Annotated in this window: 23 protein-coding genes; 14 read left to right on the top strand and 9 right to left on the bottom strand. The window is 38.1% G+C overall.

Going from position 1 to position 21,852, the window contains the following annotated elements; genetic code table 11:
* The 3 genes from nuoN to RMB13_RS07655 all read left to right on the top strand — a co-directional run bounded on the left by nuoN (position 1) and on the right by RMB13_RS07655 (position 2,644).
* The gene (gene nuoN / locus RMB13_RS07665) at positions 1–1,497 is read left to right on the top strand and encodes an NADH-quinone oxidoreductase subunit NuoN (protein ID WP_003653461.1); all 1,497 of its coding nucleotides are present in this window, start codon (positions 1–3) and stop codon (positions 1,495–1,497) included.
* 100 nt (positions 1,498–1,597) lie between these two features.
* On the top strand, positions 1,598–2,233 hold the full coding sequence (gene upp, locus RMB13_RS07660) for a uracil phosphoribosyltransferase (protein ID WP_003653460.1): 636 nt from the start codon (positions 1,598–1,600) through the stop codon (positions 2,231–2,233).
* 117 nt (positions 2,234–2,350) lie between these two features.
* The gene (locus RMB13_RS07655; RefSeq protein ID WP_198077915.1) at positions 2,351–2,644 is read left to right on the top strand and encodes a cold shock domain-containing protein; all 294 of its coding nucleotides are present in this window, start codon (positions 2,351–2,353) and stop codon (positions 2,642–2,644) included.
* Positions 2,645–2,852: 208 nt separating this feature from the next.
* Here the strand turns inward: RMB13_RS07655 and gigC are convergent, their stop codons facing one another.
* Positions 2,853–3,737: a LysR family transcriptional regulator GigC gene (gigC, locus tag RMB13_RS07650; RefSeq protein WP_005042839.1), complete on the bottom strand. Its 885-nt coding sequence runs from the start codon at positions 3,735–3,737 to the stop codon at positions 2,853–2,855.
* An 86-nt stretch (positions 3,738–3,823) separates the two neighbouring features.
* Between gigC and RMB13_RS07645 the strand changes: the two genes are divergently transcribed.
* Entirely contained in the window at positions 3,824–4,585 is a 762-nt protein-coding gene (locus RMB13_RS07645; RefSeq protein WP_311084862.1) for a ferredoxin--NADP reductase, read from the top strand.
* Between the two features lie 48 nt (positions 4,586–4,633).
* Here the strand turns inward: RMB13_RS07645 and RMB13_RS07640 are convergent, their stop codons facing one another.
* The gene (locus RMB13_RS07640; RefSeq protein WP_171056780.1) at positions 4,634–5,053 is read right to left on the bottom strand and encodes a hypothetical protein; all 420 of its coding nucleotides are present in this window, start codon (positions 5,051–5,053) and stop codon (positions 4,634–4,636) included.
* 290 nt (positions 5,054–5,343) lie between these two features.
* Between RMB13_RS07640 and RMB13_RS07635 the strand changes: the two genes are divergently transcribed.
* The 3 genes from RMB13_RS07635 (at position 5,344) to RMB13_RS07625 (ending at position 7,765) form a co-directional block, all read left to right on the top strand.
* On the top strand, positions 5,344–5,571 hold the full coding sequence (locus RMB13_RS07635; protein ID WP_005042834.1) for a hypothetical protein: 228 nt from the start codon (positions 5,344–5,346) through the stop codon (positions 5,569–5,571).
* 230 nt (positions 5,572–5,801) lie between these two features.
* Entirely contained in the window at positions 5,802–7,466 is a 1,665-nt protein-coding gene (locus RMB13_RS07630) for a mechanosensitive ion channel (RefSeq protein ID WP_056483805.1), read from the top strand.
* Positions 7,467–7,594: 128 nt separating this feature from the next.
* Positions 7,595–7,765: a hypothetical protein gene (locus RMB13_RS07625; protein WP_017392316.1), complete on the top strand. Its 171-nt coding sequence runs from the start codon at positions 7,595–7,597 to the stop codon at positions 7,763–7,765.
* A 1-nt stretch (position 7,766) separates the two neighbouring features.
* Here RMB13_RS07625 and RMB13_RS07620 read toward each other — a convergent pair whose 3' ends face one another.
* From RMB13_RS07620 to RMB13_RS07600, 5 genes are all read right to left on the bottom strand, one after another.
* The gene (locus RMB13_RS07620) at positions 7,767–8,966 is read right to left on the bottom strand and encodes an NAD(P)/FAD-dependent oxidoreductase (protein ID WP_311084861.1); all 1,200 of its coding nucleotides are present in this window, start codon (positions 8,964–8,966) and stop codon (positions 7,767–7,769) included.
* A gap of 117 nt (positions 8,967–9,083) precedes the next feature.
* Complete coding sequence (locus RMB13_RS07615; protein WP_311084860.1) at positions 9,084–9,965, bottom strand: pyridoxal-phosphate dependent enzyme; 882 nt, start codon at positions 9,963–9,965, stop codon at positions 9,084–9,086.
* 64 nt (positions 9,966–10,029) lie between these two features.
* The gene (locus RMB13_RS07610; RefSeq protein ID WP_311084859.1) at positions 10,030–11,163 is read right to left on the bottom strand and encodes an HlyD family secretion protein; all 1,134 of its coding nucleotides are present in this window, start codon (positions 11,161–11,163) and stop codon (positions 10,030–10,032) included.
* Between the two features lie 40 nt (positions 11,164–11,203).
* On the bottom strand, positions 11,204–12,847 hold the full coding sequence (locus RMB13_RS07605; RefSeq protein WP_005048729.1) for an MFS transporter: 1,644 nt from the start codon (positions 12,845–12,847) through the stop codon (positions 11,204–11,206).
* On the bottom strand, positions 12,844–13,413 hold the full coding sequence (locus tag RMB13_RS07600; protein WP_017392313.1) for a TetR/AcrR family transcriptional regulator: 570 nt from the start codon (positions 13,411–13,413) through the stop codon (positions 12,844–12,846). The genes RMB13_RS07605 and RMB13_RS07600 overlap by 4 nt, the downstream gene beginning before the upstream one ends.
* A 178-nt stretch (positions 13,414–13,591) precedes the next feature.
* On the opposite strand from RMB13_RS07600, the gene RMB13_RS07595 reads away from it, so the two are divergent.
* From RMB13_RS07595 to RMB13_RS07585, 3 genes are all read left to right on the top strand, one after another.
* Positions 13,592–14,215: a LysE family translocator gene (locus tag RMB13_RS07595; protein ID WP_004641496.1), complete on the top strand. Its 624-nt coding sequence runs from the start codon at positions 13,592–13,594 to the stop codon at positions 14,213–14,215.
* Between the two features lie 162 nt (positions 14,216–14,377).
* Positions 14,378–14,566 carry an NF038215 family lipoprotein gene (locus tag RMB13_RS07590; RefSeq protein ID WP_311084858.1) on the top strand — a complete coding sequence of 63 codons (189 nt, stop codon included), beginning with the start codon at positions 14,378–14,380 and terminating at the stop codon, positions 14,564–14,566.
* Positions 14,547–14,882: a calcium-binding protein gene (locus tag RMB13_RS07585; RefSeq protein ID WP_311084857.1), complete on the top strand. Its 336-nt coding sequence runs from the start codon at positions 14,547–14,549 to the stop codon at positions 14,880–14,882. The genes RMB13_RS07590 and RMB13_RS07585 overlap by 20 nt, the downstream gene beginning before the upstream one ends.
* Positions 14,883–14,974: 92 nt before the next feature.
* On the opposite strand, the gene metG is transcribed toward RMB13_RS07585, so the two are convergent.
* Positions 14,975–17,041, bottom strand: coding sequence for a methionine--tRNA ligase (gene metG, locus RMB13_RS07580; protein ID WP_311084881.1), 2,067 nt, complete (start codon positions 17,039–17,041; stop codon positions 14,975–14,977).
* Positions 17,042–17,325: 284 nt separating this feature from the next.
* On the opposite strand from metG, the gene RMB13_RS07575 reads away from it, so the two are divergent.
* The 3 genes from RMB13_RS07575 (at position 17,326) to RMB13_RS07565 (ending at position 20,180) form a co-directional block, all read left to right on the top strand.
* On the top strand, positions 17,326–17,826 hold the full coding sequence (locus tag RMB13_RS07575; protein ID WP_311084856.1) for a hypothetical protein: 501 nt from the start codon (positions 17,326–17,328) through the stop codon (positions 17,824–17,826).
* A 147-nt stretch (positions 17,827–17,973) separates the two neighbouring features.
* Positions 17,974–19,164, top strand: a complete 1,191-nt coding sequence (apbC, locus tag RMB13_RS07570; protein WP_005048722.1) for an iron-sulfur cluster carrier protein ApbC — start codon at positions 17,974–17,976, stop codon at positions 19,162–19,164.
* 143 nt (positions 19,165–19,307) lie between these two features.
* On the top strand, positions 19,308–20,180 hold the full coding sequence (locus tag RMB13_RS07565) for a 5'-methylthioadenosine/S-adenosylhomocysteine nucleosidase (protein WP_311084855.1): 873 nt from the start codon (positions 19,308–19,310) through the stop codon (positions 20,178–20,180).
* A gap of 32 nt (positions 20,181–20,212) precedes the next feature.
* Here RMB13_RS07565 and RMB13_RS07560 read toward each other — a convergent pair whose 3' ends face one another.
* On the bottom strand, positions 20,213–20,782 hold the full coding sequence (locus tag RMB13_RS07560; protein WP_003653419.1) for a DUF2062 domain-containing protein: 570 nt from the start codon (positions 20,780–20,782) through the stop codon (positions 20,213–20,215).
* 362 nt (positions 20,783–21,144) lie between these two features.
* Here RMB13_RS07560 and RMB13_RS07555 point away from each other — a divergent pair, with 362 nt between their 5' ends.
* Positions 21,145–21,738, top strand: a complete 594-nt coding sequence (locus RMB13_RS07555) for a LysE family transporter (RefSeq protein ID WP_311084854.1) — start codon at positions 21,145–21,147, stop codon at positions 21,736–21,738.
* Positions 21,739–21,852: the final 114 nt, after the last annotated feature.

Here is a 21,852-nt window from a genome sequence, read left to right as displayed (position 1 = left end):
ATGAACTTCACAGTATCACTCTCTACGCTTATGCCTTTAGCTCCGGTGATGATTGTTGCTTTGACAACAATCGTCGTCATGCTATTAATTTCTATTAAGCGTAATCATAATTTAATCGCAACAACTTCTGTTGTTGGTCTAAACCTCGCTGCACTTTATATTTTATTTGCAGTATTTGGCGGTAAGTTTGTACCGGCAAATGTGATGGGCATGTTTATGGTTGATCCATTTACCATGTTCTATCAATTCATGATTTTGATTGCGGCATTGGCTTGTTGTACTTTGTCTCATGCTTATATCGAAACTTATAAAGATAACCGCGAAGAACTATATCTTTTGTTACTTGCTTCAGTAGCAGGTGCAATGTTGATGGTTGCAAGTTCTCACTATGCATCGTTCTTCATTAGCCTTGAGTTAATGTCGATTCCTGTATATGGCTTACTTGCTTATACCTATCAACGTAGTAGTTCACTTGAAGCTGGTATTAAATATCTTGTACTTTCAGCGACAGCTTCTGCAATGTTGTTGATGGGTATGGCATATATCTATGCATATACTGGTTCGCTTTCATTCTATGATTCTGTACAGGCGTTATTTGGTGCAATCAAACAGCCAATGGTGTTATTAGGTTTAGCACTCATTATCTTTGCTGTTGCATTTAAATTATCGCTTGCGCCATTCCATAAATGGACACCAGATGTATATGCAGGTGCACCAGCGCCAATGGCAACTTTCTTGGCGACCGCTGCTAAAGTTGCAACCATTGGTTTGTTCGTGCGCTATATGCTTGCTTCAGGCGCAATTATGGTGGATTCGTTAGTCACTATTTTGACAATCATTGCAGTATTGTCGATTTTAGTTGGTAACTTACTCGCTGTTCGTCAAGTTAACTTAAAACGTATTCTTGGTTATTCATCTATTGCTCATTTTGGTTATTTGTTAATTGCTTTAATTAGCATGACTTATGCGAGCTTGGGTAGCGTAACTGTATATGTGGTGTCTTATGTATTAACAACTATCGGTGCTTTTGGTGCGGTAGCGTTAATGTCTAGCCCATATAACAATGTAGATGAAGCACAAAGCCTTGCAGACTACCGTGGTTTGTTCTGGCGTCGTCCAGTACTTACAGCAACGTTAACAGTCATGATGTTATCTTTGGCTGGTATTCCATTAACAGCGGGCTTCATTGGTAAGTTCTTGGTTGTAATGGCTGCTGTAACAACTCAACACTGGTTCTTGGCTGCAATGATTATTGTGGGTAGTGGTATTGGTTTGTACTATTACTTACGTGTGATGGTTGTAATGTATATGACACCACCAGAAACCCCTCGTATTGATGCAGATGCTCATTGGGGTCAAAAAGTAGGTGGTTTAATGGTATTGGCTGCTGCTGCATTAGTTATTATTTTGGGTGTTTACCCAGATCCAATGATTAATTTGGCATTAAAAGCAGAAATTTTATCTCCATTACATTTCATGCTTTCACAACAACAATAATTCTAGTGTACAAAAAAGCCTCCAAATCTGGAGGCTTTTTTTTATTGGGCATTAAAAAAAGATTATAATAAATACGTTTTTATATTTTTAGGTAACATCTGTGGCCATTCAAGAAATTCGTCACCCACTTATTCGTCATAAATTAGGTTTGTTACGTCGTTCTGACATCAGTACTAAGAATTTCCGTGAGCTTGCTCAGGAAGTGACTATGTTATTGACGTATGAAGCAACAAAAGATTTACCAGTTGTGGATTGTGAAATTAATGGATGGGCCGGAACTGTTACTACTCAGCGTATTGCTGGTAAAAAAATAACGATTGTACCGATTTTACGTGCAGGAATTGGTATGCTAGATGGTGTACTTAATCTGATTCCAAGTGCAAAAGTTAGTGTTTTAGGTCTGGAGCGTAATGAAGAAACACTAGAAGTTCGTACTTATTATAAAAAATTAGTTCCAGATGTCGCTAATCGTCTTGCAATGATTATCGATCCAATGTTGGCAACAGGTAATTCATTAGTTGCTGCCATTGATGTGTTAAAGGCGAGTGGCTGTAAAGATATACGTGTTATGGTATTAGTTGCTGCTCCAGAAGGCGTTGCTAAAGTTGAAGCCGCTCATCCAGATGTGCAGATTTATACAGCATCTATTGATAATGGCTTAAATGAACAAGGCTATATTGTTCCTGGTTTAGGTGATGCGGGCGATAAAATTTTTGGTAGTGTCCAAAAAGACTAATTTTTGAAATAACGATAAAAAGAGACTTAATCAAACCGTAAAGTTTTGAGGGCGGATTGAAAGTCTCTTTTTAATTTTCTGCTGTAATAACAGTATTGAAAAAGTAGGGTAAAGATCATGAAGCAAGAGTTTTATACCGGAAAAGTTAAACAATATGATCCTGACAAAGGATTTGGTTTTATTGGAACGGCTGAAGGAGATATTTTCTTTCATATTTCGGATTTTCCTGCATCAGAAGGGGAGCCGAAAAGAAATGAAAAAGTGAAATTTCTCGCTGTAGATAATCAGGGGAAATTTAAGGCTGTAAAGATTGAGCGTATCGATCCTAATCCGTCTAAAACCAAAAAAACTAAAATCACTAGTCATAATAAAGCGATTACGACAGAGTTGTTATCACATTTTCGACGTTAATAGTGATTCTCAATCTTCAAGGCTATCTGGGCATCGAGTTTAGCTAAAACCAGCAAAGAAGATTTTTGATCGTTTGTGGAACGAGTAAGTAATACAAAATTAAGGGAGGTGTTAACTTCCCTTAATTGTCTTAACTAATAAATAATAAAATGAAAAAGAATGGTGAGTTATCTGAGAACAACTCAAGATGGCATTAGAAGATCAGGTCTTAAACCTGCTCTTCACAGAATTGTAAGAATGCTTTGAGGCCAGGACCTTGGTATTTTTGACGGTGTACCAACATGTAAAGTGGGCGAGTAAGTTGCCAGAATGGCGTTTCTAAAATAACTAATTGTTCTTTTTCAATTAAAGGTTCAATAGCGAGTTTAGAGATACAAGACATTCCTAAACCACCAGCAACGATTTTCAAGATTGCTTCATTGTGACCTAGGGTTAGGCGAATATTAGCGTCTGGTAGATCTTGCAAAATAGCATTATCAAACACTTCACGAGTTCCCGAACCTTCTTCACGTAAAATCCATTCAACTTGATAAAAATCATGTGCTGTTAAAGGACGATTTAAACGTGCTAGAGGGTGATTAGGGGAGCAACATACTGCAAGCTCGTCATCACGCCAGTGAATGCATTGAAGTTGAGGTAGATGACACGAGCCTTCAATTAATGCTAAATCAAGCTGAAACTGATTGACAGCTTCAATCATTTGGCGTGTATTGCCCACCTGTAATTGCAAGTGTGCTTTAGGGTGATACTGTAAAAAGTTCGCCATTAAATCTGGCATGAGGTAATCACTGATCGTTAGAGTTGCCCCAATACGTAAGTCAATACTTTGTAACTCACCTTTTGCAGCTTGCTCAAAAGCTTCACAGCGACCTAATATTTCTAGCGCCTGAGGTAATAGAAAGCGGCCAAGATCATTAAGTTGTAGTCGTTTACCTAAACGATCAAATAGAGGGGCACCAAGACCATCCTCTAAATCGGCTAAAGCCATACTTGCTGCACTTTGCGTCAGTCTGACCGCATCACTGGCTTTGGTGACAGTTCCTTCTTGAGCGACTGCTACAAAAACAGCCAACTGGCGTAATGTCATGCGCATGTTTAAAAAGCCTTAACGTTTAAAAGTATTCATTATTTCGACTGTCATGCTAACATGAGCGCACTATTTCATGCCACGTTGAAATCATGTCAATTGAAAAATTTAGCGTAGAAAAAGTTTTATCTGTACACCGCTGGACTCCAACTCTTTTTAGTTTCACCATGACTCGCCCTGCACATTTTAAATTTACTGCTGGGCAATTTGCACGTATTGGACTGAAAGTTGGAGAAGAACTTGTTGTTCGTGCCTATTCGGTGGTGTCTTCTCCATTTGATGAAACGCTAGAATTTTTCTCGATTGTGGTACCTGATGGCGCATTTACTTCAAATCTTCAACATTTGAAGGTAGAAGATGAGCTTTATTTAGAAAAAATACCTTATGGTTATCTTACTTTAGCTCGCTATCAACAGCCTTTACCGCATGATTTATGGTTATTAGCAACAGGTACTGGCTTAGCTCCATTTTTATCGATGCTACAAGACTTCGATATCTGGTCGAAATATCAAAAGATCAATTTGGTTTACAGTGTACGTACAGCTGCTGAATTAGCTTATGTCGATCGTATTCAAGAGATTGCTGAAACTTTTGGTGAAGGGCACGTCGGTTTTAAATTTATTTCAATTATTACTCGTGATCCATCAGCACAGTTACACGATCGTTTACCAGTTTTGATCGAAAATGGTGAATTAGAAAAAGTTGCTGGTATAGAATTGAGCCCCGCAACAAGCCATGTCATGCTTTGTGGAAACCCACAAATGGTAGATGACACGAAAGAAGCTTTAAAGCGCCGTGGTTTGACGATGAATCGTCGAGGTGAGGGAAATATTGCAGTAGAAAATTACTGGTAACAAACGACAATTAAAAGAACTTTAAAATTATTTTTATGGATATGTTTATTAATGGACAAACATATCCATAAATTCACGAATTTCGGAAATCGCACTGTCTACATCGCTTGAAAGCCAAGTAGGTTCAAAAAGGCCTGCATAATGTTCTAAACGGTCTTGGGGAACAACTAAGCGAACAGGACAGTCTTCTTCAAGTAAACGCCAAGGTAAAATCGGAACTTCATTGTCCAGAAAAATATTGATATTACGAATATCAACAATCATGGCGTTAATGCAGTCAGGAAACGGCATAACTGAAAATTCTTCAGTACGACGACGAAAATACTCCAGATCACCCCATTTGAGTTCATAACTTGGTTTATTAAATTCAATAATACCAATGAGATGTTCGTCTCTTGTCTGGTGGATATAACATTGATGTGTGACGTCAGTGTCGAGATCAAGAGTTACGTTTTGCTGACGATACATCATAAAATAGAGTAGCTTTAAAACATGGGGGCTTATTATAGCCTATTTTCTAAATAGTAAGCGCTAAAACATATTGTATTACAAATGGGACATAGATGAAGTTCGTAAATAATTAGAAATTATTTTTAATTGCTTAAATTAACGTGTGCAAATTTTATACTATTTTCATTGTTTTAAAAGTAGAGTTTTGCAATCACAGACACCTTCGCATAATGCTTTTTCACACAATGCAACAAAGCAAATTGCTATGATGAATGTAAAGTTAATGATAATAGAAGAGGGGAAAGAAGATGCATGATTTTTCAAAACCACCTCATGTGACGAGTCCTGAAGAAACTGCGAAAAAAAGAAGATTACCAGTTTATATTTTAATTATTGTTGGGCTTTTTCTTCTTGCCCTTGTAGTTTATATGATAGCTGATCATAGCAAAGTGCCTAAAGAAGAAGGGGCTATGCAACATGAGCCTGTGCCACATGTCATTTCGAATGCTTCTAATTTAAAGACCTATATAGGTTAAAAAGAGGTAATAATTTAACCAGTATATCTTGATATCAAGCCTTTAGGTGAAGACCTAAAGGCTTTTTTGCAACCTTTTGCATCAATTTGTTGTATTTATGCAGAAGTGTGTTGATTACAAAATATTCAAAACATAAGGTGAGATAGACCGCATTCATAGTCATTTTTACAACGAATGGTGTTTCCTAGAGATAACACTGAAAAGAACAGAACAATTGAGGACATAACAATATGAATGAATTTTTTGATGGGCCTCGCGGCGCTCAATTTGATGCGATGTATTACTGGGATCAGTTCCATCCTATTCTGGCTGCAATAGTGATCTTATTAGTGGGTTGGATAATTGCTTTATTGGTAGCGGCAGGTGTGAAAAAGCTACTACAAAAAGTAAATACCAATGCCAAACTATCCTCAGCCACTGGCCGAGCCCCAAATATTGAAGGCTTAATTTCCAAGGTCGTATTCTGGTTTATCTTAATCTTAGCTGTTGTTGCGGCTCTAAATGTACTTAACATTAGTGGAGTGAGTGGCCCGTTCAGCAATATGGTGAATCAGGTACTTGTCTACATTCCAAATATTATTGCTGCTGTGGTGGTGGGTTTTATTGGTTGGATCGTGGCTCGGTTGGTACGAGCAGGAGTGACCAATGTTTTATCTAGAACTCAGCTTGACGATAAGCTCAGTACAGAAGTTGGCGTAGGTGGTATTAGCCAAAATATTGGTGAGATTCTTTACTGGCTTGTATTGTTACTTTTCCTTCCGATTGTTCTTTCAATATTAGGACTAACAGGCTTACTGATTCCAGTTCAAAATATGGTAAATGAAGCGGTAGCCTTCTTACCAAATATCTTTATTGCGGGCGTTATCGTTTTTGTTGGGTATATCTTGGCAAAAATTGTACGTGGTATTGTTGAAGGTCTTGTTAATAGTTTAGGTATTCAAGCTCAAGCGGAAAAAATTGGTCTTTTCAAAAGCTCTAATGTAGGCAAATTTTTAGGTTCGTTTGTTTTTGCTATCATTATTATTACGACATTGATTGTAGCGTTCGAAGCTTTAGGTATTGAGACAATTTCTCAGCCAGCGACAGCAATGCTGAATGAAATCTTGCAGGCAATTCCAAACATTATTGCAGCTGGTTTAATTTTACTGGTTGCTTATATTGTTTCTCGTTTTGTTGGACGTTTGGTTGCAGAATTAATAGCTGGAACTGGTGTTGATGAAATTCCTGCCAAATTAGATGTGCAACGCTTTTTAGGTCAAACTAAAGTTTCTAGTGCTGTCGGTTGCCTAATCGTATTCTTCACCATGCTTTTTGCAGTATCTGAAGCGGCAGATCGTCTTGGTTTCGATCAAATTAGTGGTCTAATCGCAATGTTTATCCATTTTGGTGCAAACATTCTGTTAGGTGCTGTTATTTTGGTTATTGGCTTCTGGCTCGCAAATGTTGTGGCGAACGTGGTGCAACGTGGTGAATATAATAGCTCGCGTTGGTTAGCTAGCTTAGTTCGTGTCTTAATTATTGGTCTAGTACTTGCGCTTGGTTTAAGAGCCATGGGTATTGCAGATTCAATTGTTAATCTTGCATTCGGTTTGACTTTAGGCGCAGTTGCAGTTGCTTTCGCTCTTGCATTTGGCTTAGGTGGTCGCCAACCAGCAGAACGACTTTTAACTGATTTGTTAGATAAAGCTAAAAAAGAAGCGAATCAACCAAATCCTCTTTATCAGCCACCGTCTAGTACGAGTAGTGCGGCTCCAGCCACAACTACATCTGCGCCAACGACTCCACCATCTACAGTTTCATCTGATGCAAAACCAGCAGATTCTGTACAGGTGAATCCAGCACAACCCCCAGTGAATAAACCGTTTGGCTCTACAGGTGAAAATGATGAAATTTAAGGGAATTAAACTGAATTTCAGATAAACAGTACAAAAAATCTTTGATTTTTGTGATAAGTTCGACCACTCTATATTGAGTGGTCGTTCTTTTTTGGCCGTTATAAAAACAAATAAGTGAGGAAAATACGATGAAGAAACCAGGTCGTTTTTTAGCACCAATTGTCATTGCCGGAATTACGGTAGGTTTTTTAGCGAGTGCTTATAAATTTGTATTTAGTAAGTCGGAAAGCTCAAAACAGACTACTGCTCAGCCACAAGATTCACAGACCGCATCAAATAGTTCGAAAAACTCAAATTAGTTTATACGTATTGGGCAGCAGCATAGGCAGAAGACCATGCCCACTGGAAGTTGTAGCCACCTAAATGTCCGGTCACATCGAGTACTTCGCCAACAAAAAACAATCCTTTCTGCTTTTTACTTTCCATAGTCTTGGAAGATACTTCTGTTGTATCTATTCCGCCTAAAGTAACTTCAGCGGTACGATATCCTTCTGTTCCAGACGGTTTAACTGCGAAGCCATGTAACTGCTCAGCGATATGATCTAGCTGTGCATCACTGATATTACCAATCGCTGTTTCGCTCTGCTCTGACCATATGAGTTGTTGTAACTCTTGGATGATACTTTTGGCAGTAAATTCATTAAGAAGAGTACGTAATAAAACTTTAGACTGTGTTTTCTTTTTATCTTTTAAATAAGTCGCTAAATCTTGGCTTGGGAAAAAATCAATTTTAAAACTTTCTCCTGAATTCCAATAGTTCGAAAGCTGTAAAGAACTTGGTCCACTCAAACCACGATGGGTAAATAATAATGCTTCAGTAAAGCTATTTTTTGAGTTGCTTAACGTTACATCCAAAGCATTGCCACTTAAGCGTGTAGTGACTTCTTTAATATGATCTGAAAAAGTAAATGGAACTAGACCTGCACGAGTTGGAAAAACCTGATGTCCAAATTTTTGTGCCAGTTCATAGCCAAAACCAGAACCGCCTAATGTTGGAATCGATAAGCCCCCAGTCGCAATCACTAAAGAATCACAAGTGTAATGTCCTTGATTGGTGTTTAGTGAAAACCCACCTTTTTCTAAGGGCGTAATTTGGCCAACTTCGCAATGGGTTTCAATATCTACATTTTTGGTTTTATTACACTCACTCACAAGCATTTCTAAAATTTCTTTAGCGCCGTTTAGCGTAAATAATTGCCCATGTTTACGTTCTTCATAGGCAATTTTATAATCACATACCAAACCGATAAAGTCCCAGTTGCTATAACGTGACAGGGCAGAAATAACGAAATGCGGATTATGAGAAATATAGTTATCAGGTTCTACATATAGGTTAGTAAAGTTACACTTACCGCCACCTGACATTAAAATCTTTTTACCAATTTTATTGGCTTTTTCTAAAATTAAAACCGAGCGCCCGCGTTTAGCAGCATGTGCAGCCAACATGAGTCCAGAAGCACCTGCACCTAAGACAATGACATCGACATGACTGTTAGACATAAGAGATTCTCGATTAATCTTGAAAATTAAAAAGGGGCATATACTATCATGCCGAGCCTTAGTCATGCTAAAGACATTTATTGGTATGAGGAGCAATATCTCCTAAAAATTAATGAATCAGTAGCTTAGCTTGTTTCTTATATCAGCCTGTAAACCACCAGAATGAATTGCCAGAATACGAGTTCCTTCAGAGAAATAATTATTTTTGATAAGGTCAAACAGACCGAACATCATTTTTCCTGTATAGATGGGTTCAAGAGGTACAGCGTATTGTTCTTCGAAATTTTCTATAAATGCCAATAACTCAGGTGAAGTTTTAGCATAGCCACCACAGCAGTAGGCATCTGTCAGTGACCAATTCTGTTTTTTAGTCCACTGCATAATATCTTGTTGTAGAAAGTCGCCTTTTAATGCTGAAAACCCTAGAACCTTTTGATGTAGTGCACTTCGTTCAATCAGCCCTGAAATCGTTCCGCCAGTTCCCACTGCACAGCAAATCACATCATAGTTTTGCAAATCGCTTTGACTGAGAATTTCCTGACAACCTTGCACGGCTAGCTGATTAGAACCGCCTTCAGGAATAATGAAAGTTTCAGGAAATTGATTGTGTAATTGTTGAAGATAGTTTGCATCATCTCTCAAACGATATTCAGTGCGCGAGATAAAATGTAAATGCATTCCTAAACTTTGAGCTTTTGCTAAGGTTGGATTAAGAGGTTTATCAGCTAATTCTTCCCCACGAATAATTCCTATACTGTTTAAGCCAAAAAGATGAGCTGCATACGCAGTTGCAGCAATGTGATTTGAATAAGCCCCACCAAAAGTCAAAATAGTTGATAGGCCTTGTTGTTTTGCGGCAAGCAGATTGTATTTTAGTTTGAAAAATTTATTCCCCGAGATTTGAGGGTGAATTAGATCTAACCGCTTAATGTCGAGATCAAGGGGATAGGGAAGTTGAATATGTTGATAAGGAACCGATTGAGTAATGTGATCAAACATTAGAAATTGAGAAAATAATGATTGATCACATTGTAACTTTTTAAATAGAACTTTAAAAAGCTGTTTACGAATTTGTATCGACAGAAGTAACTACTGACATACCTGGACGTAAATGTTCCATTCCTTCCTGATTTGGATCAATGGTTATACGTACAGCAATCCGTTGAACAACTTTAGTAAAGTTTCCTGTCGCATTGTCTGGCTTTAATACACTGAACTCGGAACCCGCAGCAGGTGAGATCTGCTCAACATGTCCTGTAAATTTTTTGTGTTTCATCGCATCGACTGTAAACCATGCTTTTTGACCAATTCGCATATTGGCAATTTGGGTTTCTTTGAAATTGGCAATCACCCAAGTTTGTTGTGGAATGAGGTAGAGTAACTGCGATCCAGCAGCTACATATTGCCCAACACGAGGGTTTACTTCACCAAGTTGACCATCCATCGGGGCAACAATAACGCTATAGTCTTTGGTGGTTTGTGCTTGATCTAACTGTGCTTTAGCACTTGAAACTTGTGCTTCTAAGCCAGCTTCTGCGACCTGTGCTGTTTTAAGTGCTTCATTTGCAACTAATACATTGGCTTCTGCCTGTTTCAGGGCTGCAAGGTTATTTTCTGCATCCGCCGCGGCTTTATCTTGTTCGGATTTAGAAGCTGCTCCACTATTTCCTAACTGTTGATAACGTCTGAGCTGTGCTAAAGAGAGTTCGTATTGAGCTTTTGCTTGATCCACTTTGGCTTGTGCAGCCACAATATCAGCTTGTTTCTGAGCAATAGATTGAGTTTGATTAGCTAAAGTATTTTTAGCTTGTTCAACCCCAGAAGCTGCTTGCGTTACTTTTTGATCGTAAGTGGTTGCATCAATATGCATTAGCACTTGACCCTTTTTAACATGGTCAAAGTCTTTCACTAATACGTCTTTAACGTAGCCATTAATTTGTGAAGATAAAATTGTGGTTTTACCTTTGACATAACTATTGTCAGTTTGCTGAATACTCGTTGCAAAAGGTCCGATTCTCCATGCCCATAAAATCACTAAAATACCGATAATAAGAACCCCTAACATCCATAACAGTGTTGAGCGTTTTGTCGGAATCAGTTTACTTGCAGGTGCAGGTGCAGGTGCAGGTGCAGGTGTTGGCTCGTTGGCAGGTGCCTGATCAGGCATTTGTTCCGGTTTATTTTGATCATCTGACATATATCAATCTCAATTTCTATTTCATCAAATACGAAAGCCGTTAAGGACGGCTAATTCCTCTGCGTTGTAGATATTTACTACGTGCAATATTAAATCCACCCCATAAGAGTAGGGCGACGGCAAAAATACCGTTTAATGCAATAACGTCATTGTAGGCTCGCACTTGGGCTTCACGAGTGACCACTTGATTAAGTGAGCGCATGGATTGAGCTGTTTGTAATGCTGGGTCAGTAGTTGTGATTGATGCACTGCGTTGATAGGTAGAGAGCCTTTGAGCGACTAGAGGGTCTGCTTGTTCTAAATCTTTAATGATCTCTGCTTGATAGTTCTGCGTACGATGTTGTTGATAGGTCGAGAAGAAAGAAGACCCGACAAGACCACCGAAGGTTTGGGTTGCAGAGAACAACACAATAAAAGTCACCACATACGAAGGGCCTTTAGCCAAGGTTTGTGCGAAGCCAATGAGAAGTAATGGCCCAATGAATAAACCACCTGCGAAGCCGACTAAAAACTGACTTGCGAAGAAATTCACAGGTCGGACATCACTGGTTAAGTGATAATCTAGTCCACAGGCGACCAGAATCAAAAATTCTGCAAAAAGTAAGTGGAAGATAATTCGTTCGCGCGAAAAAGTAAGCGCACTAAAAAGTGTCCCGCTTAAAATTCCTATGAATATCACAACATAGAGTGGAACAAATTGATCAGGTCCCATTCCCATTGTTTTTAAGAAGTTAACAGCAGCATAGCTTTGCTCTGACATTAAAAGACGTATTGCAAAAGCACCAAAAATGAAACGTAGGGTCGAAGAGGCGCCTAGCCAACGCGTCATAATTAATGGATTGGCACGATAGTGTTCGTAGAGTAAACCGAGCACAACTAAGCTAAAACCTGCGATTAATATATAGGCAAGCCATTCGCTATTAAACCACCATAAAATTGGACCTTGCGTCAGCACGATACATAAACATGCAAAACCTGGAGCCAGTAAAGCAAAGGTGAAGAAATCTTGCTTCTCAAAAACATAAATTCTTAAGCTACGTGGTAATTTCAATGAAACGACCATGGCTAAACAACAAAGTGCTAAACCGAGCTCAAAGGTGTAAAGAACAGACCAACTGTCTGTACTTACAAGGAAAGGAGAAATAATCCAAGCCAAGGGTACGCCAAGTTGCTGAAAGCCGAAGGCTATATATATTCCTTTTGCCATGTCTGCTTTTTTAAAGGCCTGCATGGTGTAATACATACCTAAAGAGCTTAGTGGTGCGCCCGCTAAACCAGCCACAACCCGAGCGAATAGTGCCATTTCATAGGTATGCACAAAAATATGCAAAACAAGAACCGCAATAAAAATAACGAGTCCTATTTCTGAAAATACTCTCAGGCCATATTGTTGTCTGGCTTTAAACAAAATTAGATTTGAGCTGACATTTGCCATGACATAGGCCGCAGGCAGCCAAGCAGCTTCGGAAGGGGTAAGACCGTATTCACCTTGAATTAAAGGTAAATTTGCCGTAATAAAACCATTACTTAAGCTTGCCGAAAGAGCGATAAATAAACCGATAAAAAAGTAAATAAACCGCTTAGGTACAGAGTGTGCAATCGCTGCTGGTGAACCAGGTAGAGTCGGTTGCTCTTCTGGCGTCCAGTCGGGTGGTGTTTCTAAATAACGAGGCGTTTTACTCATTCTATCCCTCGAATTTTTTGTATTTGAATACCATGAAATAGTAATTCAATTGCTCGTTTTGCTAAGCGAGTCTGTTCTTCTGGCTCATGTCCTTGAAATGAAGAACCTAACATTGCAGTAACCATTGCATAGTCATCGGCAGTTAGATCAGCTCGGCACAGTTTTTGTTCTATTGCTTTTTGAATCAGTGGATTAAGTGCATTATTTCGCCGTTCATAGATTTTTAACATAATTGGGTCTTGTCGATCAATTACTCTCCAAAAATCTTGCAAAATTGCGAGCTTGGGAAGTTGCCCAATGTGTCCTTCAATTAAACGAAATAAACCGTCTTCGAATTGTTGAAAATGAGCTGCTTTTTGCTCTAGCTGTGTAATCGCGCGTTCTAAAAGTGCGCTAATTAAAGCTTTTCGATCGCAAAAGTTACGATAGAACGTTGCTCGTCCTACACCAGCGTGGTCAATCACAACTTGTAAGGGGACATTAATGCCATGAATACGAAAACATTCTTCGGCTGCATTGAGTAATTCATCCCGATTATGGGCAGCAATTTTTTGACGTTTACTCATGTCATCGATTGGGGAGTTTTAAAGGTTATATATTTAACGGACATTTTTGTCCGTTGTGAAGATATAAATTGTAAAAACATGAAAATTCAATTTTCATCATTTATATTTTCTGCATTTTTATCTGCGTCATAAAAAGCTGGTAGAATACCGCGCAATTGCGTAATGCTAGGTCAATACAATGTTTGAGTCCCTTATTCCTCTTTTTTCAATTGCGATGGCATTGATGCTTGGAGCAATAAGCCCTGGGCCAAGCTTTATTTATGTGGCACAAAATTCAATTTCTAAATCACGTAAACATGGTTTGTTCACGGCTTTAGGAACGGGTACAGGCGCGGCTCTGTTTGGCCTATTAGCTGTTATGGGATTACAAGCGGTCTTATTGGCTGTACCTTCTGCTTATTTAATTTTAAAAATTGGTGGTGGGCTGTATTTGCTTTGGCTGGCTTTTAAAATTATTAAACATGCCAAAGAACCAATTGCCATGGAAAATGATGCCAAATCAAAAATGACTTATAAACAGGCATATCGATATGGTTTGATTACTCAGTTAAGTAATCCAAAAATCGCAGTTGTATTAGCAAGTGTATTTACTGCTTTACTGCCGAAAGAAATCCCAAATTATTACTACGTCGCATTACCAGTGATTTGTTTTATGATTGACGCTGGTTGGTACTCATGTGTGGCAATGCTGTTATCTTCAGAGAAGCCTAGAACAATGTACTTAAAGGCAAAAACTGGTGTTGACCGAGTTGCTGGAAGCATTGTTAGCCTATTGGGTTTAAAGCTAATTTTCTTCAAATGATAAGTCTTTAATTAAAATATCTAAAAAATCCAAAGCCAGCTGTTTATAGTCTGGCTTTATTTTTGCGTAAAATATATACAAATTGAAATATCTTTTTTAGCACTTAAACATTTAAAAAGTGGTAACTTAATAAATAAAACAAAAAGAAATGAGGATCACGTTATGAAAAAACTAAGGGTGAGCATTTCTGTAGTTTTTCTCATCTTAACTACAGGATGTGAGATGAGAACGATGAGTAAACAACCACCAGCAAATGAGCGGACCATGAGTATTGTTGGCACTCCAGTTCATGAAAAGGATTATAAAATTTCCGATATCCAAGCGAATAATCATGAGCCATCCAACTATTAAGTTACTTGCAGGATGTGCGACTTACTGTATTTTGAATATGGTCAATGCATGTGAACCTGCATCTTTAGATTGGGAGCTTTTTCAGGAAAAATATGATTTAAATCATGATGGAACGTACAGCCTAAAAGAATTTCAACGCGTTGAAGATTTCTATCCTTATAACTGGCCGAGCAATAAACGTTTTCAAGGCGAAAACAAGCATACAGAGTTATTTCATTATTTAGATGAAAATAAGAATGGCTATTTAACAAATGAGGAGTTAGGAAACATACATGTTTTATTTAATAATCCTTGTGAAGGGTGGCCGTGGTCGTAATTTAAATTCACTTATTTATGTTTCTTCAGAACTCGAATTTTAAAAAATAAAAAAAAGCTTCCAATTTAGGAAGCTTTTTTTATGAAGGCAGATTAAGAAACTTTATCGCCTGGTTTTGCACCGCTATCTGGTGAAATAATGAAAATACCTTCACCATTTCCAGCAGCAAGTACCATTCCGTTTGAAATACCAAAACGCATTTTACGTGGTGCAAGGTTAGCAACCATAACGACCAGTTTGCCTTTTAAATCTTCTGGTGCGTATTGGCTACGAATACCACTGAATACGTTACGTGTTTCAGCTTCACCAACGTCTAAAGTAAGTTGAAGTAATTTATCTGAACCTTCAACAGTGCCTGCTTCAACGACCTGAGCAACACGCAAGTCAACCTTTAAGAAATCTTCAATACCAATGATTTCTGCTTCACCAACTGCTGGAACAGGAGTCGCTTTTTTCTCGGCAGCTTTGTCCTTTTTCGCCGCTGCTTTAGTTGCTTCTGGAGCAGGAGTACCTAAAGACTCTTTAGATGCATCTACCATTGCAGCAACAGCTTTTGGATCAACACGTTGCATAAGCGGTTGGAACTGCGCAATCTCATGGCTTACAAGAATTTGTTTACGTGATTCGAAATTGAAGCTCTCAAGTTTTAAGAAACCTTGAACTTGCTCAGCCAAAGTTGGAAGAACTGGAGCCAAGTACACAGCTAATTGACGGAACAAGTTGATACCAACTGAGCACACATCAAGAACTTGTTGTTCTTGACCTTCTTGTTTAGCAAGTGCCCATGGCTTTTTCTCGTCAATATATTGGTTTGCACGATCAGCAAGCGCCATAATTTCACGAATAGCCATTGAGAATTCACGTGCTTCATATGCGCTAGCGATTGAATCACCTGCATCAATAAAACTTTGTACCAATTCAGATTCTGCACATGCAGCAGATAAAGTATTGTTAAAGTTACTGTTGATAAATTTAGCGCAACGGCTAGCAATATTGACGACTTTACCGACTAAGTCAGAATTTACTTTTTGAATAAAATCATCAAGATTTAAATCAGAGTCTTCAACTTTATCTGAAAGTTTAGATGCAAAGTAGTAACGTAAATATTCTGGGTTTAGATGCTGTAAATAAGTCTCTGCTTTAATGAAAGTACCACGAGACTTAGACATTTTTTGTCCGTTCACAGTCAAGAAACCATTTACAAAAAGACCTGTTGGAGTGCGATAGTTTGCACCATCCAACATTGCAGGCCAGAACAATGCATGGAAATAAACAATGTCTTTACCAATGAAATGGTAAACATCGTTTTGACTGTCTTTTTTCCAGAAATCATCAAAACTTAAATCTGGACGCTTAGTTTTGATGTAATTTTCAAAACTCGACATATAACCAATTGGCGCATCTACCCAAACATAGAAGTATTTATTTGGTGCATCAGGAATTTCAAAACCGAAATAAGGTGCATCACGGGAAATATCCCAATCGGTTAAACCCGACTCAAACCATTCATCTAGCTTGTTTGCAATCGAAACAGGTAATCGACCTTCATCACGGGTCCATTTCTGTAAATACTCAGCAAAGTTCGGTAGTTTAAAGAAATAGTGATCTGAAGATTTTTCAACTGGTGTTGCACCACTTAAGGTTGAACGTGGGTTAAGTAGTTCAGTTGCATTATAGGTCGTACCACAAACTTCACATGAGTCGCCGTATTGGTCTTCTGACTTACATTTCGGGCATGTGCCTTTAATGAAACGGTCAGACAAGAACATGCCTTTTTCTGGGTCAAATAATTGAGTTACAGGGCGAACTGCAATATTTCCAGCTTCACGGTTTTTAATATAGATATCTGTTGAGCGGGCTTTGTTCGCATCGCTATGAGTTGAATCGTAATGATCGAAATGTACGCCAAAACCGTCAAAATCACGGATGTGTTCTTTTTGAACATTCGCAATTTGCTCTTCTGGGCTAATACCATTTGCTTCAGCACGTAGCATAATTGCTGTACCGTGAGCATCATCCGCACATACATAAGTCACATCATGACCCATTGCTCGCATGGCACGAACCCAGATATCTGCCTGGATGTAACCGAGTAAATGACCCATATGAATTGGACCATTAGCATAAGGGAGGGCATTAGTGACTAAAATTTTACGCACGGATTTCATTCTCTCATTCGTATTTATAAGGTGGAAGATTTTAACTGATGCAGGGAGATAAGCAAAGATTAATAATCTTTGGCTTGGTGCAACAGGTTTCTATAAAAATGGGATTTGGTCAGAGAGCGTTTCTCTTTAGAACAGATAAACAAATCAAAAAATATTTGAATCTTCCTGTATTGTCTTTGTTTCAAATTGCAGTTACGGTCAGAAAATAAGCCATAACGATGTATAACTAATAACTTATTCAGGTAATTTTTTAATTAACTACGAGGATAACAACGATGACTACTGAAAATAAATTAGATGAGTTAAAGACAAAAGCGGCAGATGCAAAAGTACAAGGTGAAAAAGCTTTGGAAGATTTAAAGGAAAACGTAAAAGCTAAAGAAGCTGCTGGTAAAGAAGCTGTTGAAGATAAAGTAGATGAGTTAAAGGCCAAAGTGGTAGATGCAAAAGTTCAAGGTGAAAAAGCTTTGGATGATTTAAAGGAAAATATAAAAGAGAAACAAGCTGCTGGCAAAGAGGCAGTTGAAGATAAAGCAAATGATTTGAAAGGCAAACTTGAGGATGCTCAGCATACCTTGCAAGATAAGTTCGATCATTTACGTACAGAAGCGGGTCATAAACTTGATGACGCCAAAGCCAAAGCAGTAGAGTTAAAAGATGAGGCTGCAACAAAATTTGATGAGTTAAAAACGCAAGCAACTGCGAAATTTGATGAGTTGAAGAAAACAGCAACAGATAAGTTAAATAAATTGAAGCATCATGATTCTGATGAATAAGTTTATTTAAACTAAAATCTGCACTCCTTACCTAAAAGATGGAAGCTTGAAAATTAGCAATTCTTCATCCTAAGGTGAGCGAGTGCGGATCAATACTGTTACACTATCTCCATTAAGCTGTAATGATCTGTTTTTGGAGTAAACAATATGTCTTGGCTTTCTTCATTAAAGTCTGTTTTTTCACCCGCACAAGAAGTGAAAGAAGATGAAATCCAAACGGTACTCCAAAATTATTTACTACCGCATTCAAAAGATGCTTTAAAAGAGCGCATTAGTCAGCTTCAAGTTCAAGGTCGAGTATTACAACTCACCATTAATACATTTCCTGATGAAAAAGAGCACTTGCAGCAAATTCATGATGATTTGGCTGGGGCTTTAGAAAAGTGTGGTATTGAAGAACTAAATCTACATGTGGTTCAACAAAAGCGTCCTGCACAAGAAAGTTCGAACTTACCTCCTGTGCTTGATGCTTCACCTAAAGCAGAACCAGATCCAAATAATCCACCTATCCAAAAAGCAGCTCCGCAACAAAGAGATGTTCCACTTCATCCTCGCATTAAGCATGTTATTTTAGTTTCGTCAGGTAAGGGTGGCGTTGGTAAATCGACAACTACTGTCAATTTAGCGCTTGCCTTGCAAAAAATGGGGCTGAAGGTTGGAGTGTTGGATGCCGATATCTATGGCCCAAGTATTCCGACTATGCTGGGAAATGCTGGCAAAACTCCTCTTATTGAAAGTGAAAATTTTGTGCCTTTAGATGCCTATGGCATGGCGGTGTTATCGATTGGACATTTAACGGGTGATAACAACACCCCTGTTGCGTGGCGTGGACCGAAGGCAACGGGTGCTTTAATGCAATTATTTAATCAAACGCTTTGGCCTGATCTTGATGTATTGATGATTGATATGCCACCTGGTACTGGTGATATTCAACTCACGCTTGCGCAGCGTATCCCAGTTACTGGTTCAATCATTGTGACTACGCCACAAAATGTTGCCTTATTAGATGCTACTAAAGGTATCGAATTATTTAATAAAGTTGGAATTCCTGTATTAGGCGTCGTTGAAAATATGTCGACCCATATTTGCTCTAACTGTGGTCATGAGGAGCAAATTTTTGGTATTGGCGGTGGTGACAAGCTCTCTGAACAGTACCATATTCCATTATTAGGTCGCTTGCCTCTAAATGCTCAAATCCGTGAGCATGCTGATCAGGGTAAACCTAGTGTTGTAGCAATGGATGATGCAGCTGATAGTTATATTGATATTGCTAAGGCAATGTGGGAACAGATTGAAAAAATTCCTCAACGGACACGTGATGACAAACGTATCTTCTGATTTATTTAAACCCGACTTCAAGTCGGGTTTTTTATTATCTGGTTAAAATAAAAAATTAAACCACTGAATCTTAATAACAAAGCTAAACTTGAAATTGGCATATAGATTGCTACTTTACACTTTTTAAAAAGAAAGGGTAAAAAATGCAATTTAAATGTGCTTTTGGCGTAATCAGTTTATGTAGCGCTTTATTTTTAGTCGGATGCAATAATGACGACTCTTCTGTTTCACAAACACCCACAGTTCAGGAGCAAAAACAGAAATTACAGCCGATTATTATTCAGGGTGCTTTGCCTGTAGAGTCGGAAAGAATGGCTTCAAAATTAGAGAATAAGACTGTTGAAACCATTGGTGGGTGGACATTCTGGAAGGGTACCTATAATGGTTATCCAATAATTATTTCTAAAACCCGTATGGGTATGAGTAACTCGGCTGCGGCAACTGCTTTAGCCATTGAACGTTATAAACCGATAGCAATTATTAATCAGGGAACATCAGGCGGGCACGACCCAGATCTACACGTTTACGATATTGTCTTAGGAAAATACGCAACCAATATTGGTGCATTTAGAACACCAAAGCAGCCAGTTGGTGGTGGTTCAAATTCACTCACATGGGTTGAGGCTTTTGATGTTTTGCCAACAGACGAGTCTGACCCAGAACCTATTGCAATTCGTAAATTTGAAGGTGACCAAGAGTTATTAATGGCGGCACATAAAGTCCGTTATGACAAAGGCGACGTGATTGAGGGAACGATTGGTTCAGCAGATGTCTGGAATAATGAGCTTGATCGTATTCAATTTTTCCATCAACGCTATGGCACTTCAGTCGAGGAAATGGAAGCAGCATCTGTTGCACAAATTGCCAGCCAGTTTAATGTTCCTTTTTTAGGAGTTCGAATCTTATCTAATAATATTACGAATAATGGAGCTTATGACCCAGGTACAGGAGAGGCTTGCCAAGAGTATGTACTCAATGTGGCTGAAGAGTATATGAAATCAAAACTACCAAAATAATAATTTAAAACTAAGTAAGAAGATCGGAGTTTTTATAAAACCTCTTCTTCTTGCTTTTTATGGCGATGTCTACTTTTCCAATTTTTAATGACCATCCAACGCCAGAAAATTTCTGTAGATAAATATAAAATGACAGCAAATACGAAAGCTTCTACAACAAGACCTGTCATCAAAATTTTCGCAAGACTAAAATCAATGTGCCCATGGCCGAAATGAGTAATCCAGCGGGAAATCTGGTGCAATACACCCAGCAGCATTTCTTTGTTGATCATATGCACATGAAAAATATGTGCACCAAACCAAAAACCAATATATAGAATAGGAACTAAAGTAAGAGGATTACTTAGCCAAGCTAACATTAAGCTAATTGGTAAATTTACTTCAAATAGTAAGACTGCCATCACAATAAATACGCTGTGAAAAGGGATAGGCAGTAAACCAAAAAAGGTTCCAACAAAAACAGCTCGGGTAATTGATTTTCGATTGACATACCAAAGCACAGGATTCAGGGTCTTTTTACCAAAAATCCTTAGAAATTTCATATTTGAAACTTTCTCGGGTGAGGGAAGCCAAGATTGAAAAAAGTGCTTTGCCATAATCATTAAGGTAGTAGAGCGCGGTGCTCTAAATAGAAAAATCAGAAACAATATATGAATTGAAACTTATTAAAAGCTTAAAATTTAAACTTACCATCACTATATATTTTTTATTATAAAGGCTTTTGATGGAAAAATAGACTTAAAATAAAAATACTTATGTTATTTAAGTACGAAATTATTTGAAAAGCATAATAACTGACCGTAAAGTTTTCTTTATCACTTTTTGTGGTAATTCTATAAGTATATGTTTTTAATGTTTTTATTTTAAAATTAAAAGTGATCTAAAAAATTTTGTCTTACAATTACCTTTTGCCATGTGTCAGGATATCTATTAATCTGAGATGACTATATTATGAGGTCATTCAATGATTTCATGGCTTTTTATTGGCTTAGTAGCCACAATTTTACTAACACCTGGTCCAACTAATACTTTACTCGCTTCTTCAGGCGTGCAAGTAGGACTACGGAAGTCAGTAAAACTTATTCCGGCAGAAGTTTTGGGTTACGTGATCTCTATTTCTGCATGGGGAATGCTAATTGGGAAAGTGTCTACCACATTGCCATTGCTACCGCCTATTCTTAAGCTGTTGAGTGCTTGCTATATTATTTTCTTAGCCATCAAGTTATGGCATACGGCAAATCAAGAAATTGAATTAAATCAGCCTACGATCCGTACTCGTGAATTATTTTGCGCAACCTTATTGAATCCTAAAGCCTTGCTCTTTGCTTCGGCAATTTTTCCGGTAGCTGCGTGGAGTGATTTTCATATTTATTTAATTCATATGATGGCTTACTTAGCGCTTATTACGCCAATTGCCTTATTCTGGATTTTCTTGGGATCACTATTAGCTTCTAAGAAAGTTGTCTGGCTAAATCAGACTAATTTGCAAAAAACAGCTTCACTTGTTTTAGTCAGCTTTTCAATTCCTATTAGCTATTCTGCTTTACTGAGCCTTTAAAGGTACTGCTGAGCTATTCTTATTTGTTTGAGTAGCTTTGCGTTGTTTTCATAATTGCTTTTTTAAGTTAAAGTACGTCGAAATCAATGAAATTACCTTTTGGATAGAAAATAC

This window comes from Acinetobacter sp. V102_4 (genome assembly GCF_031799005.1).
Lineage (GTDB): Bacteria > Pseudomonadota > Gammaproteobacteria > Pseudomonadales > Moraxellaceae > Acinetobacter > Acinetobacter calcoaceticus.
This window is presented reverse-complemented; position numbering and strand designations above follow the sequence as displayed.